The 14,533-nt window shown below is 31.7% G+C and carries 12 protein-coding genes; 8 read left to right on the top strand and 4 right to left on the bottom strand.

Annotated features, from left to right (window positions below; all coding sequences use genetic code 11):
- The 4 genes from ACIQ66_RS10775 to ACIQ66_RS10760 form a co-directional block, all read left to right on the top strand.
- Window positions 1-1,136: cupin domain-containing protein (locus ACIQ66_RS10775; protein ID WP_396212803.1), on the top strand; the 1,136-nt coding region annotated here is incomplete at its 5' end.
- Between the two features lie 79 nt (window positions 1,137-1,215).
- Window positions 1,216-2,124 carry a fumarylacetoacetate hydrolase family protein gene (locus ACIQ66_RS10770; RefSeq protein WP_396212802.1) on the top strand — a complete coding sequence of 303 codons (909 nt, stop codon included), beginning with the start codon at window positions 1,216-1,218 and terminating at the stop codon, window positions 2,122-2,124.
- Window positions 2,125-2,193: 69 nt separating this feature from the next.
- Window positions 2,194-2,940 (top strand): Asp/Glu racemase, encoded by a 747-nt coding sequence (locus ACIQ66_RS10765; RefSeq protein WP_396212801.1) that lies wholly within the window; start codon window positions 2,194-2,196, stop codon window positions 2,938-2,940.
- On the top strand, window positions 2,927-3,181 hold the full coding sequence (locus tag ACIQ66_RS10760; RefSeq protein WP_396212800.1) for a 4a-hydroxytetrahydrobiopterin dehydratase: 255 nt from the start codon (window positions 2,927-2,929) through the stop codon (window positions 3,179-3,181). The genes ACIQ66_RS10765 and ACIQ66_RS10760 overlap by 14 nt, the downstream gene beginning before the upstream one ends.
- Before the next feature lie 149 nt (window positions 3,182-3,330).
- Here ACIQ66_RS10760 and ACIQ66_RS10755 read toward each other — a convergent pair whose 3' ends face one another.
- The 4 genes from ACIQ66_RS10755 to ACIQ66_RS10740 all read right to left on the bottom strand — a co-directional run bounded on the left by ACIQ66_RS10755 (window position 3,331) and on the right by ACIQ66_RS10740 (window position 8,764).
- Window positions 3,331-4,197, bottom strand: coding sequence for a hydroxymethylglutaryl-CoA lyase (locus tag ACIQ66_RS10755; RefSeq protein WP_396212799.1), 867 nt, complete (start codon window positions 4,195-4,197; stop codon window positions 3,331-3,333).
- A 30-nt stretch (window positions 4,198-4,227) separates the two neighbouring features.
- Window positions 4,228-5,244 carry a quinone-dependent dihydroorotate dehydrogenase gene (locus ACIQ66_RS10750; RefSeq protein ID WP_396212798.1) on the bottom strand — a complete coding sequence of 339 codons (1,017 nt, stop codon included), beginning with the start codon at window positions 5,242-5,244 and terminating at the stop codon, window positions 4,228-4,230.
- 135 nt (window positions 5,245-5,379) lie between these two features.
- Entirely contained in the window at window positions 5,380-6,528 is a 1,149-nt protein-coding gene (locus ACIQ66_RS10745; protein WP_396212797.1) for a carboxypeptidase-like regulatory domain-containing protein, read from the bottom strand.
- 172 nt (window positions 6,529-6,700) lie between these two features.
- Window positions 6,701-8,764, bottom strand: a complete 2,064-nt coding sequence (locus ACIQ66_RS10740; protein ID WP_396212796.1) for a M1 family metallopeptidase — start codon at window positions 8,762-8,764, stop codon at window positions 6,701-6,703.
- A gap of 148 nt (window positions 8,765-8,912) precedes the next feature.
- Here ACIQ66_RS10740 and recG point away from each other — a divergent pair, with 148 nt between their 5' ends.
- From recG to pheT, 4 genes are all read left to right on the top strand, one after another.
- Window positions 8,913-11,015 (top strand): ATP-dependent DNA helicase RecG, encoded by a 2,103-nt coding sequence (gene recG, locus ACIQ66_RS10735; protein WP_396212795.1) that lies wholly within the window; start codon window positions 8,913-8,915, stop codon window positions 11,013-11,015.
- Between the two features lie 96 nt (window positions 11,016-11,111).
- Window positions 11,112-12,053, top strand: a complete 942-nt coding sequence (locus ACIQ66_RS10730) for a hypothetical protein (RefSeq protein ID WP_396212794.1) — start codon at window positions 11,112-11,114, stop codon at window positions 12,051-12,053.
- Window positions 12,053-12,916, top strand: a complete 864-nt coding sequence (locus tag ACIQ66_RS10725; RefSeq protein ID WP_396212793.1) for a bestrophin family protein — start codon at window positions 12,053-12,055, stop codon at window positions 12,914-12,916. Before ACIQ66_RS10730 ends, ACIQ66_RS10725 begins: the two co-directional genes overlap by 1 nt.
- 379 nt (window positions 12,917-13,295) lie before the next feature.
- Window positions 13,296-14,533 (top strand): phenylalanine--tRNA ligase subunit beta (pheT, locus tag ACIQ66_RS10720; RefSeq protein WP_396212792.1); only part of this gene is annotated, 1,238 nt, incomplete at its 3' end.

The raw sequence follows: 14,533 nt of genomic DNA, 5'->3' as shown, positions 1-14,533 counted from the left end.
ATCAGTGGCAGAAAAATAAGAAAATGGAAGATAATAACTTTTCAGATGACCAAATCGGTCGTGCAAGAGTACAAGATTCACCCGAATTAGTTGCCTATTACAAAGAACTTGAAGCTTTAGGCGCAGGCGCTTTATGGACAGTAGCCAATGACATCGAACCTTGGGAACCGCGTTCGTCATCTGTTCCAATGCTTTGGAAATATGATGATTTACGTGATTTAGTTTTAAAATCATCCGAATTAGTTACACCCGAACAAGCAGGTCGTCGTGTGGTTTATTTAGTAAACGACAAACGTAAAGATGTATCAGCAGCTGTGGGTTGGTTGTACACTGGAATTCAAGTAACGCGTCCAGGCGAAAGTACTTCGGCGCACCGTCATAAGGCATCAGCATTACGATTTATTATGGAAGGTGAAAAAGGCTATACCGTTGTAGATGGTAATAAAATTATGCTTGAAGTGAATGATTTTGTCATCACCCCAAATTCCACTTGGCACGAACACGGCGTGGAAGAAGGCGGGAAAACCTGTATTTGGCAAGATGGTTTGGATATTCCTTTAGTAAACGCATTGGAAGCCAATGATTATGCTGTTTATGATGGCAAACAGCCTTTAGTAAAACCGCTGAATTATTCACCAATAATTTACGGTTGTGCAGGATTAATTCCAGCTGATACAACCTGGGACAAGCCGTATTCGCCATTATTCAAATATTCTTGGAAAAATGTGTATCCAGCACTTTTAGAAGCTCAAAAAGTGAATGATGTTAATCTGTTTGATGGCATTTTTATGCAATATTCGAATCCGTTAACTGGCGGACACGTGATGCAAACTATGGGTGCCGCGATGCAATTATTGCCAGCGGGTTTCAAAGGAAAAGCACACAAGCATACAGGTTCGTTTGTGTATCAATGTGCGAAAGGAAAAGGTTTTTCCATCATCAACGGCCAACGCTTCGATTGGAAAGAAAGAGATATTTTCTGTGTTCCGAGTTGGGCTTGGCACGAACACCACAATTTATCTGAAACCGAAGATGCTTGCCTATTTCAATTCAACGATTTACCTGTAATTGAAAGTTTAGGATTATTTCAAAGTAGAGAATTAGAAGAAAATAATGGTCATCAGCAAATACAATAACAATATCAAATTCAAAATTCAATAACATTAAAAAAACATAGCGAACTTTGCGTAAATCTTTGCGGTTAAATACATAAATATGAAACTACTTACCTACAAAACACAAGATACCGAGCCACGTTTGGGCTTCATTCATAACAACCAAGTTATTGATATGGAAGATTTTGGTGAAATTTCTAATTTTCCATTACCTAATGATATGTTGGATTTAATTGATATGGGATTTGAAATTATTGCTGAAATAAGTGAATTAATTTCGGAAACACCAGAAAATTTCTTCGAAGAAATTGCTTATGAAATGAACGAAGTTACTATTTTAGCGCCTATCGAAAAACCAAGAAAAAACATCATTGGAATTGGTTTAAATTACACCGAACATGTAGCAGAAAGTGCTCGAACATTAGATACAACAGGAAAATTGCCTACAAAACCAATTATTTTCTCAAAACCGCCTACAACAGTTACGGCAACAAACACCGAAATTATCAAAAATACAAAACTAACTTCTCAATTAGATTGGGAATGTGAATTGGCTGTAATTATCTCAAAAAAAGGAAAATACGTGCCTAAATCTGAAGCTTTAGATTATGTATTTGGTTATACCGTAATTAATGATATTTCTGCCCGCGATTGTCGTAGAGAAGGACAATGGATTGTATCTAAAGGACAAGATACTTTTGCGCCAATGGGCCCTTATTTGGTTACAAAAGACGAAATTGAAAACCCGCACAACTTGAATTTGTCATTAAAAGTAAATGGAGTTGAAAAACAAAATTCCAACACCAAATTTATGCTTTTCAATATCAATGATTTGATTGAAGATTTAAGCATTGTTTTTACCTTAGAAGCTGGCGACATTATTGCAACAGGAACTCCTGCAGGTGTTGGCGCAGGTCGTGATCCTCAAGAATGGATGTATGATGGCGATGTGGTAGAAGCCACAGTGGAAGGCATTGGAACAATTGTGAATACGATTAAAGAAATTTAAAAAAGTTTTCAGTCTCAGTTTTCAGTATTCAAACTGTTAACTGAGACTGCGACTGTAAACTATATAAAAATGAAATACAGAATAGGACAAATAGTTCCATCATCAAACGTAACGATGGAAACCGAAATACCAGCCATTTTTCGTTCACGAGAAACCATTTTGCCTGAGCGTTTTACGTTTCATAGCAGTAGAATGCGCATGAAAAAAGTAACCAAAGAAGAATTGGAAGCGATGGATGCGATGAGTTTGAAATGTGCGCAAGAACTGTCAGATGCTCACGTAGATGTAATGGGTTATGCCTGCTTGGTAGCGATTATGAGTATGGGACGCGGGTATCATTGTGTGTCGGAAGTAAATTTGCACCAAGAAACAGTGGCTAATGATTTTCCAACGCCAATTGTTACTTCTGCAGGTGCATTAATTAACGGATTAAAGGTTTTGGGTGCGAAACAAATTTCGATTATTACGCCGTATATGCGACCATTAACCGATATGGTGGTGGATTATATTGAAAATCAAGGCATCAAAGTAAAACAAAGTATTGCTTTAGAAATTCCAGATAATTTAGAAGTTGCCGCTCAAAACCCACTAAATTTATTGGAAATTTACAAGCAATTAGATTTAACAGATGTCGATGTTTTAGTTGCTTCAGCTTGTGTGCAAATGCCATCGTTGGAAGCTATAGATTTAATTCAGGCTGAATGTGGAATTCCAGTTACTTCTGCAGCAGTTTGCACCACCTATGAAATGATGAAAAAATTAGGAATTGAAGCTAAATCTGCCATTGGTGGGGAATTATTAAATGGAAAATATTAATTTGAATTGGGAACTTATTGATGGTAAGTTAGTAACTAATTTCAAATTTTCATCGCAAACAGAATTGGTTAAATTTCTTGAGAAAATAGCCTGTTTTGCTGATGAAATGAACCATCATCCCGATTGTAAAATTCACAAAGCATTTCAATTAGAAATTTCATTATTTACTCACGATAAAAAGGAAATTACAGATTTGGATTATCAATTGGCTAAAAAAATAGAAAGTATAATATACTTATAAAATAAATGAGCTAAATTCTAGAATCGAAAATATATCAAATTGAAGTAACTAATCAGTTTAAAAAAATCAATTATAATAAAGGAAATTATAATAAAGTAAATTATATTTTAAAATAAAGAAAAAGAGTTTGTCTGAACTCTTTTTCTTTGTTAATGAAACTCTCCAAAAATTTGTGAGGCTACATTGTATGCACTTTCAAAACTCATTGGACTAACATTGGTTTCAGCTTTTTGTTGCGTAAAATAGGAAAGCATTTTTTCTGTAGGCATATTCCCTGTCAAATCATCTTTAGCCATTGGGCAGCCTCCAAAACCTTGTATAGCGCCATCAAATCTTAAGCATCCAGCTTTATAAGCTATATCAATTTTTTCATGCCATTTATCATGAGTAGTATGCAAGTGAGCACCAAACTCAATTTGAGGATAAGCTTTTATTAAATTTGAAAACAAATAATCAATTGATTCAGGTGTTGAGCTGCCAATAGTATCTGATAACGAAATAATTTTTACACCAAGATTTGATAGCTTATTTGTCCATTCACCTACAATGTCAACATTCCAAGGATCACCATAAGGGTTACCAAAACCCATCGAAAGATAAGCAACAACCTCCTTATTATTTAAGGTAGCTATTTCTAAAATTTCTTGTAATGTAACTAAACTTTCACCAATTGTCTTGTGTGTATTTCGCATCTGAAAATTTTCAGAAATAGAAAAAGGAAAACCTAAATAAGTTATTTGTTTGTGATTAGAGGCTGTTGTAGCTCCTTGTGTATTAGCAATTATAGCCAATAGTTTACTTTTTGATTGAGATAAATCCAATTGTTGCAAAACAGAAGCTGTATCTTGCATTTGAGGAATTGCTTTTGGCGAAACAAAACTACCAAAATCAATAGTGTCAAAACCAACTCTTAAAAGAGATTGAATATAGGCAACCTTTCTTTCTGTAGGTATAAAAGCTTTAATACCTTGCATGGCATCTCGCGGACATTCAATAATTTTAACTTTTGTTTTCAAAATAATTATTTATGAGTATAAAGATAAAAATTATTTATTTAAAATCGCTTTATTTATTTTCTTTATCAAGCAAGGTCCTTCATAAATAAATCCTGTGTATAACTGAATCAAACTCGCTCCAGCATTTAACTTTTCGATAGCATCGTCAGCAGAATGAATGCCTCCTACGCCAATAATTGGGAAACTTTTATTGCTTTTTTCTGCTAAAAATCGAATAACCTCAGTAGAACGGTTTTTTAAAGGTTTACCAGACAAGCCTCCAATTTCAATTTTAGCTTCTGATAGTAATCCATCTCGAGAAATTGTTGTGTTAGTTGCAATGACACCTGCAATTTTTGAAACATTTATAATATCAATTATATCTAACAATTGTTCGTTTGTCAAATCTGGAGCTATCTTCAAAAGTATAGGTTTTGGAGTTTGCTTCTTCAAATTTTCATTTTGAAGTGTAGATAATAAATTAGTAAGAGGTTCTTTATCCTGAAGTGCTCTTAAGTTTGGTGTATTAGGTGAACTCACATTTACCACAAAATAATCAACAAAATAAAATAATTCATTAAAACAAATTAGATAATCACCTACAGCTTCCTCATTTGGTGTCATCTTATTTTTTCCAATATTACCTCCAATAATTACTTTTTTATTTTTTTTTAATCTTTCAACTGCAGCCTTAACACCTCCATTATTAAATCCCATTCTATTAATAATTGCATTTTCTTCTTTTAGGCGAAATAGTCTTTTCTTAGGATTTCCATCTTGAGCAATAGGTGTTAACGTGCCTATTTCTATAAATCCAAAACCAAAATTAGATAGTTCATTAAAAAGTTTTGCATCTTTATCAAATCCTGCAGCTAACCCAACTCTATTAGGGAATTTTATTCCAAAAACTTCTGTTTCCAATTCTTTATTATTTGTTCGATACAAACTTTTAATTAACGCTGGAATAAAAGGTATTTTATGAAGAAAGGCAATAAATAGAAATGAAAAATGATGAACTTTTTCTGGATCAAATAAAAAAAGAAATGGTCGAATTACTAGTTTATACATTAGAAACTTTTTTACAAAAATAAACTATTACATTATTATAGAAAACTAAATTTAAATTCTTATTTAAAAAAAATAAACCGACTTAAGAAACAGTCGGTTTATTTTATAATTTATTTTAATATTCTGAACTATATTTTAAGGCCTGTTAAGAACAGGTATAGTAATATTAACAGTTCTTGTCATTAAGTTTGAGGCTGGCAATTCTACTTTATGAACAGGATTTCCATTTGTATCGTAAGCTCTAATAATAAATACTTCATTTCTTGGCACCCCCACAGTTAGCTTACCTGTTGCTCCGGTAACGCCTAAAAGAATTAGAGGAATATTGTGGTAAGTTGTTAAACCTGTTACACTAGGTCTAAAAATTTCACAACGGATTCCTTGAGCAATAGTGCCATCATAATTTTTTGCAATAACTGTTAATGAAACAACTTGAAAAGCCACATCATTATTCCATCTTGTAAAGTGAGAGACATTACCAACATATTTTGCACCAACTTTGGTAGAAAAACCTTCCTCTCTCCACAATCCTGCTACTTCATCAAACCACCACATTGGCATTGTTGCTGGTGCTTTTTCTAATTGTTCAGGTGTAATATTCATGGTTATTTCAGCTTTATGACCATTAGTTAATTGTAACTTTTTATTATTAGCATCTTTTAATTCAACGGTTACCATACCAAAAGTCTCTAATCCTTTGTATTGACCTTGGGCATCAATAGCAAATAAAGAACCTGGCATTTTATCAAAAACGTAAGGATCATTAGCAGGCATGTCTGATGTTAAAACTTTTACAACTCCATTATAAGGCTGACCATTCTCGGTTGAAAATGCACCATCAAACTTTACAGTTGTATTTCCTACAGTTACAGTACTTTCAACCCCAGATTGAATGGTAAATGTTGTTGGAGCTACCAGCATAATTTTTAAAGTGTTTAAACTTTCATGTGTAATTAAAGTTCTTGAACCACTTAAATAACCTTCTTTTTCAGCTGTTAAATAGGCAAATCTTTCTTTAACATAAACATTACTTAATGTAAAAACTCCGTTAGCATCAGTAGTGCTAGTCTTGCCATTCATCTTTACTGTAACATTAGAAAGAGGTTGGTTTTGTTCATCAACTATTAATCCTTCAAAGTCTCTTTTAACACTTTTTCCTAAATCAAATTTATATTCTACATTAGTATTTACAAAGATTGTAGATTCATCTTCACTGGTGTTACAACTTGTAAAAAGTGCCGCTGTTATAGCAAATCCTAAAATAAATAGTTTTTTTAATTTCATTTTCTTATGTTTAATACAATTGAGGTTAATAACTACGCAATATTACAGCAAACACCAATAGTAAATAAAATAAAATTGTTGAAACACTCAAAAACATCGATTAAATGCTGTTTTTAGTAAAATTTAACCACTAAAATACTGAATTGAACTTGTTTAGAATTGACAATAACACTTAATCTCCAATAATTCTTTGAAGCTGGAATTGTTCATTTTCAGGAAGAACTAGAGAAATTGATTTAAATAGTAATTTGTATTGAGTATTTTTAACCAATTCACGTATTTTATCTTTAGAATACTTAGAAAATTGCCATCTAAAATGTGTTGTTCCTCTAATAAGATTCTTTAAAGCTATTTCATCTTTTGGATTTATTGATAAAGAAGCTTCAATAGCATTTTGTCTAATTGAACTTTCATACGTTGGATAGGTATAATTAATCAATTCAGTATATAAGTCATTTTTAACTTTATCAGATAAACTATTTGATTGTTGAACATAACTTAAATACAATATTCTCAAAGATTTATCATTATTTCCTTTCCAATCTTTTGCTATTTCAAGATATTTTGATTGTTCATCAGGAAAGTTATTCCATAAATTTACAAATGCAATTTCTTTTGTATTATAAGAGTCATCATTTAACAAGGTTTCATATTCATTTTTATAATCAATTGGAATATTCTCAACTGTTTCTGCCACTGCTTGCCGAACTTTTACTTCCAAACTTTGCAAAGCGGCTTTTATAATATTTTTCTTTTCATCAAAAGAAACTGAACTTATTTGGTGCAAAATCTCAACTTTAATGGGATAATATCTATCCGAATTCATTATTTGAAGAAATATGTCTTTTTTCTCAGAAAATGGTTTGCTTGATTGCTTTTGAATTTCAACCAATTGTTTTATGAATTGATTTTTATTCAATAATCGATTAACATCATCAGATTGATAACGCCAATCTAACAACCATTTTTTCTTAAAATTTTCTGTATCAAAGTTTGATACTTTTTTAATTTCATCCAAAAAATCATCTGTTTCAACATTTTTGAATTTGTATTTTTTTAAATAGCTTTTAATAGCTTTATCAAACTTTTTTTCTCCAATAGTTTCTCTAATTACATGTAAAGTCCAGGCACCTTTTTCGTAAAAACTCAATGAACTTGCTTTTTCATTCATTACTGGAATTGAATCTGATTTTGCAGCGTTTTTTATAGCATTAGCATTTTTGTATAATTTATAATAAAAATAATCGTCGCCAAAAACCTCTCTTTCAGCCAACATCTCATAATATTTGGCAAAACCTTCTTGCAACCAATGATGCTTTCCAGATTTGGCCGTAATTAAATTTCCAAACCATTGATGTGCCAATTCGTGAGCGTTAACCCAAACATAATTTCTATCATTAAAACCTATTGAGTCAATAATAAAATCTTGTGCAAAAATTGTAGCTGTTGTGTTTTCCATTCCGGCATACAAAAAATCTCTTACCGGAACTTGACGGTAAATTTTCCATGGATACTTCACTCCTATTTTCTTTTCAAAAAAATCAAAAATTTGTTTTGAATAGCGAAAAGTTGGCTCAAATTTATCAGAATCGTTTTTATCTAAATAAAACTCTAACGGAATTCCCGATTTAGATTTGCTTTCTTGTTTAACAAATTTGCCAACAGCAACCATCAATAAATAAGACGACATCGGTTTTCTCATGCAGTAATTCCATGACTTGGCATTTTCAATAATCGAAGATTTAAACAGTTTTCCATTTGACAAAACTTCAAAATCTTTATTGAAAGTGATATTCAAATTAAAAATGACTTTCTCATTTACATCATCAAAACTCGGCAACCAATAACTTGTATATTTTCCTTGACCTTGTGTCCAAATTTGAAGATTATCAGCTTCTCCAACAAAATAAAATGCTTGCTTAGGTTTGCATTCATAGTCAAATGTAACTTTATTTTTTCCATTTTTATAACCTTCAAATAATACTAGTTCTTTCTCATTGTTTTTAAAATTGACTTTTTTGCCATTAATAAAAACTTTACTAAAATCCATACTCTTGGCATCAATTCTAATGGTGTCAATAGAAGATTTTACATTAAAGGTATAGGAAACTTTTCCAAAAACCGATTTAATTTCAGCTTTAGGAACAATTTTAGCATTACATTCAATAAAATCAACTTTGCTAGTTTGTTGAGCAATAGAACAAATTGAAAAAAGAAAGAAAATTAAATAGCGCATGATAAATTTTATAAGCTTTACAAAGATAACAGAGTTTTTCAAATAGGCGTTTTCAAATTTCCTATTAAAAAACTATCTTCGCTAATTGTAATTGAATTTTGTAATTGAATTTTGTAATTGAATTTTGTAATTGTCCATTGAAATTGATATGAATCTCTTCGATACTTCAATAGAATACCTAAAAGGCGTTGGTCCTCAACGCGGAGATTTGTTGCGAAAAGAATTGAATATTCATAAATATGGTGATTTAGTCAATTTATTCCCAAATAGATATATTGACAGAACGCGTTATTACAAAATCAATCAACTTGAAAATAATAATTCCGAAGTTCAGATTGTGGGTAAAATAATTCACATTAAAACCGTCGAACAAGGAAAAGCCAAAACCAGATTAGTAGCCACATTTGTTGATGAAACTGGCGAAATGGAACTTGTGTGGTTTCAAGGTCACAAATGGATAAAAGAAAGTTTAAAACTCAATATAATTTATGTGATTTTTGGAAAAGTAGCCCAATTTGGAGCTAATTTTAACATGGCTCATCCCGAAATGGAATTGCTAGAAGAACACAAAGCCAATATTAGAAGTGCCATGCAACCTGTTTATCCTAGTACAGAAAAGCTAGGTAATAGAGGAATTTCAAACAAAGTAATCAATAAAATGATGCAACAATTGTTTACCGAAACGCATACTTTATTTTCGGAAACTTTACCTTCTTATTTATTGGATGAATTAAAATTAATTTCGAAAAAAGAGGCTCTAATCAACATTCATTTTCCTAAAAGTCAAGCTATTTTAGCAAAAGCGCAATTCCGATTAAAGTTTGAAGAATTGTTCTTTATTCAATTGCAATTGATAACCAAAAATCTAATTAGAAAACATAAAATAAAAGGGCATCCGTTTGAAAAAGTAGGTGAAAATTTTACTGATTTCTACAATAATCATTTGCCATTTGAATTAACCAACGCCCAAAAAAGAGTACTCAAAGAAATTAGAAACGATCTTGGAAGCAATGCACAAATGAATCGATTATTACAAGGCGATGTGGGTTCAGGAAAAACAATTGTGGCTTTAATGTGCATGCTTTTGGCAAAAGACAATGGTTTTCAAAGTTGCTTAATGGCGCCAACCGAAATTCTTGCCAATCAACATTTTAATGGTTTATCAGAATTGGCTTCATCGTTAAATATAACTATTAAAATCTTAACGGGTTCAACCAAAACTAAAGACAGAACGATTATTCATGAAGAGCTTGAAAATGGTACTTTGGACATTCTAATTGGAACGCACGCTTTGTTAGAAGATAAGGTTATGTTTCAAAACTTAGGTTTGGCCATTATTGACGAACAACATCGTTTTGGAGTAGAACAACGAAGCAAATTGTGGAAAAAAAACGAAATTCCACCACATATTTTAGTGATGACCGCTACTCCTATTCCGCGAACTTTAGCAATGAGTTTATATGGCGACTTGGATATTTCAGTAATTGACGAATTGCCACCAGGAAGAAAACCTATTCAAACCGTTCACAGATTCGATTCTAATCGATTAAAAGTTTGGAAATTTCTGAAAGATGAAATTGCAAAAGGAAGACAAATTTACATCGTTTATCCACTTATTCAAGAATCTGAAAAAATGGATTATAAAGATTTGATGGATGGTTACGAAAGTATTTCGAGAGATTTTCCTTTGCCAGATTATTCCATTTCGATTGTTCATGGCAAAATGAAACCCGCCGATAAAGATTCAGAAATGAAACGATTTGCTGATGGAAAAACCAATATTATGGTAGCGACAACGGTAATTGAAGTAGGCGTAAATATTCCAAATGCAAGTGTTATGGTTATTGAAAGTGCCGAGCGTTTCGGATTGTCACAACTACACCAATTACGTGGTCGTGTGGGTCGTGGTGCCGAACAAAGTTATTGCATATTAATGACAAGTCATAAACTTAGTAATGATAGCAAAACACGCATGGAAACGATGGTAAGAACCAATGATGGTTTTGAAATTTCCGAGGTCGATTTGAAACTTCGCGGTCCAGGCGATATCATGGGAAAACAACAAAGTGGCGTTTTAAATCTTCAAATTGCTGATTTGGTTAAAGATAAAGACATACTTCAATTGGCTCGAAATTATGCCATTAAACTTTTAAAAGAGGATGCGTCAATGGAAAAATCTGAACATCAAACACTTCGACAAGTTTTTATTGAAATTAGCAAAAAGAAAAGTATTTGGAACTATATTAGTTAAAAACTATTTGATTAACGTTTATATTTTTTTACAAAGCGCATTTAAAAAGCTAAAACAAATACTATTTTTGTACAAAAATAATCTCTGAATAAAGATATGGAAAACAAGCCAAACAATTCAAAATTATATATTGTATTAGGCATTCTAACTGCTGCTGGAATTGCTACTGGTGCTTACTTTTTTATGAATAATGAAGAAAAAGAAATTAAAGCTATTGAACCAGCTATAACGATTAACGATACTATTACCAAAACAGATTCGATTACTTCAGAAGAAAAAGATTTGCTTGAAAAAAATGGTTTTTATGCAAGCGAAAATTTCATTATCGCCCATAAAGCAATGCTTAGAAGAACTCCAAATGAAGCTCAACACAATGTTATTGATAGCTTAAAATTTGGCACAAAAGTTTATACAAAAAGTGTCTATTTTGACGAAGAAGGTGTTGGAACAAAAGGTGATGAAACACTATTGGCTAATGAAAAAAAGAACGGTTTTGTAGCAATTTACAATACCAAACCAACCAAACTTTCAGATCAACCTGTTGGCTATATTTCAGAAAAAGTTTTTGTGGAACAATACGAATTTGAAAACTACAAAAAATATTTTTCGCTAAAAGAATTCGCTTTCCTTGATTCAAAAATTAAAAAAGCGATAATGGATAACTCCTATTTTGAAAATGCATCTTACTATTTAACTCAAAATAGTCAACGTTCACCATATGTTCTTTGTAAAGGCGATTATGATGGAGACGGATTAAAAGATTTTGCAGTTATTTTGGATAATGTAGAAAAAGAATATTCTTCTATTTTGATTTTCTTGACTAACAAAGTGACTAAAGAACCTTATTTAGCTTACCGAAAAGCTTATACAGATTATTTTAAAGTGAAAACAGTTACCAAAAGTTCTAATGTTATCAAAGATTCCGAACCATTTGTTCTTACAACCGATGCTGTAATGATGACTGGAGGCGAATACACTCCTCAACTATTTGTTTACGAAATAGATACAAATAAATTCACACCAATTAATCAAGAATAATGGTACAATACAACCCAAAAGACTGGATTACTTTTATATTTCGTTTTCACAAATCGGACACTTTTAGGCAATTACTTCCTATGATGGTTTTCATCGGATTGTATGCAGCTGGTATAGCCTATCTAGAAATTGAATATTGGAAACTTTCAGAGAATAGTCATGTTAAAAATCTAACGGTAATGCACACAACTGTTGGGTTTGTACTTTCGTTATTATTGGCATATAGAACCAACACAGCTTATGATCGCTGGTGGGAAGGCCGAAAACTATGGGGAGCATTAGTCAACAACTCAAGAAATTTGGCAATAAAACTTTCTATTATGCTAAATGATGAAAATGACAAAAAATTTTTCAGAAAAGTAATACCAGCTTATTCTTCGGTTTTGTCTAAACATTTATTGAATGAAGAAGTAAGTATGATGCTTTTTGAAGATCTAAATTTAGAAATCAATCACCATAATCATCGCCCAAATCAGGTTGCGAAAATGATAGTAAAAAAAGCCAATGATTTGTACAAATCTGGAGAAATTACAGGTGATCAATTTATCATTATCAATTCTGAAATTCAATCATTTACAGATATTTGTGGTGCTTGTGAGCGTATAAAAAACACTCCTATTCCTTATTCATACAGTGCTTTTATTAAAAAGTTTATTTTCTTTTTTGTAATGACATTACCTTTCGGATTTGTGTTTAGTTTAGGATATTATGTTATTCCTGTTGTTGTTTTTATCTTTTATGTATTAGCAAGTTTAGAACTAATTGCCGAAGAAATTGAAGATCCTTTTGGAAGCGATGCCAATGATTTACCCATGACTAAAATTGCTTCAAATATCAAAAAACATGTGGAAGAGTTGATTTAATAACCATCAATTTTTAAAAAAAATTAGAAAAGTAAAGTAATATTCTTCTTAGTGGATTAAGTATTAATAGTTTTGGTAGTTTACACAATTTTAGACATACTACTTTTTTTAAAATCATTTTTCCAAATCAACTATTAGAATACTATATGCATTTGTTTCCTTTTTAATGCTAATTATTTACTTATCAAGTAATTTGTTACTATCAATTTATATAAAGTATATTGTAAAATCAGCAAGTTTTTATATAATATTTATAGCTTAGAAGTTATAATCATTACTCATTTTAGTAAATAAAAAGAAATAATTATTTGACCTAAATATATTTTAAACTAAAAATTACAATACTTATCTTTGCCAACTCTAAAATTATTCAAATACAATGAAGATTTCATACAATTGGTTAAAACAATTTATTAAAATAGACTGGAAATCAGACGAAACAGCAGCACTTCTAACCGATTTAGGACTTGAAGTTGAAGTAGTAGAAAAATACCAATCGGTAAAAGGTGGATTAGAAGGCATTGTAGTTGGGCATGTACTAACATGTGTACAACATCCAAATGCAGACAGATTAAAAGTTACAACAGTTGATATTGGAACTGGAACACCTATACAAATTGTTTGCGGCGCTGCAAATGTGGCAGCTGGACAAAAAGTCCCTGTTGCTACAATTGGAACTACTTTATATACTAAAGAAGGAGAATCATTTCAAATAAAAAAAGGAAAAATTCGTGATGAAGAAAGCCACGGAATGATTTGTGCCGAAGACGAATTAGGCCTTGGTTCAAGCCATGAAGGAATTATGGTTTTAGATGAAATCTTAAAACCTGGAACACCCGCTGCAACTGTTTTCAAGATTGAAAATGATGAAGTGTTTGAAATTGGTTTAACACCTAATCGTGCTGATGCCATGAGTCATTTTGGTGTAGCAAGAGATTTACGCGCAGGTTTAATTCAAAGTGGTGTTTCGGTAGAACTTATTACTCCTTCAGTTAGCAATTTTAGAGTTGATAAAAGAACCTTGAAAATTGATGTTGATGTAAAAGATGCCAAACTCGCACCAAGATATTGTGGTGTTACTATTTCAGGAATAACTATAAAAGAATCTCCAGAATGGCTTCAAAACAGATTGAAAGCAATTGGATTGAATCCTAAAAATAATATTGTTGATGTTACCAATTACGTTTTACACGAAATTGGGCAACCTCTTCACGCTTTTGATGCATCAAAAATTTCAGGAAAAGTGATTGTAAAAACAGTTGAAACTGGCACAAAATTTACAACGCTTGACGGTATCGAAAGAAGTTTACACGAAGAAGATTTGATGATTTGTGACGAAAAAGGACCAATATGTATAGCAGGTGTTTTTGGCGGACAAAATTCGGGTGTAACTGAAACAACCAACAATATTTTCTTAGAAAGTGCTTATTTCAATCCAGTTAGTATTCGTAAAACGGCTAAACGTCATTCGTTGAGTACCGATTCGTCTTTCCGTTTTGAAAGAGGAATTGATGTAAACTTGACTGAATATGCCTTGAAACGAGCTGCTCTTTTAATTCAAGAAGTAGCCGGTGGTGAAATCACTTCGGATATGATTGATATTTATCCTAAAAAAGT

This window comes from Flavobacterium sp. (genome assembly GCF_044377315.1).
GTDB lineage: Bacteria > Bacteroidota > Bacteroidia > Flavobacteriales > Flavobacteriaceae > Flavobacterium.
Note: the sequence above shows the minus strand (reverse complement) of the source record. Positions and strands in the feature narration are given on the sequence as shown.

Excerpts from the sequence above, each read along its gene's own strand:
- ACIQ66_RS10725 (WP_396212793.1), top strand. The coding sequence starts at position 12,053 with ATGGTACAATACAACCCAAAAGACTGGATTACTTTTATATTTCGTTTT.
- ACIQ66_RS10760 (WP_396212800.1), top strand. The coding sequence starts at position 2,927 with ATGGAAAATATTAATTTGAATTGGGAACTTATTGATGGTAAGTTAGTA.
- ACIQ66_RS10740 (WP_396212796.1), bottom strand. The coding sequence starts at position 8,764 with ATGCGCTATTTAATTTTCTTTCTTTTTTCAATTTGTTCTATTGCTCAA.
- ACIQ66_RS10730 (WP_396212794.1), top strand. The coding sequence starts at position 11,112 with ATGGAAAACAAGCCAAACAATTCAAAATTATATATTGTATTAGGCATT.
- ACIQ66_RS10745 (WP_396212797.1), bottom strand. The coding sequence starts at position 6,528 with ATGAAATTAAAAAAACTATTTATTTTAGGATTTGCTATAACAGCGGCA.
- ACIQ66_RS10750 (WP_396212798.1), bottom strand. The coding sequence starts at position 5,244 with ATGTATAAACTAGTAATTCGACCATTTCTTTTTTTATTTGATCCAGAA.
- recG (WP_396212795.1), top strand. The coding sequence starts at position 8,913 with ATGAATCTCTTCGATACTTCAATAGAATACCTAAAAGGCGTTGGTCCT.
- ACIQ66_RS10765 (WP_396212801.1), top strand. The coding sequence starts at position 2,194 with ATGAAATACAGAATAGGACAAATAGTTCCATCATCAAACGTAACGATG.
- ACIQ66_RS10770 (WP_396212802.1), top strand. The coding sequence starts at position 1,216 with ATGAAACTACTTACCTACAAAACACAAGATACCGAGCCACGTTTGGGC.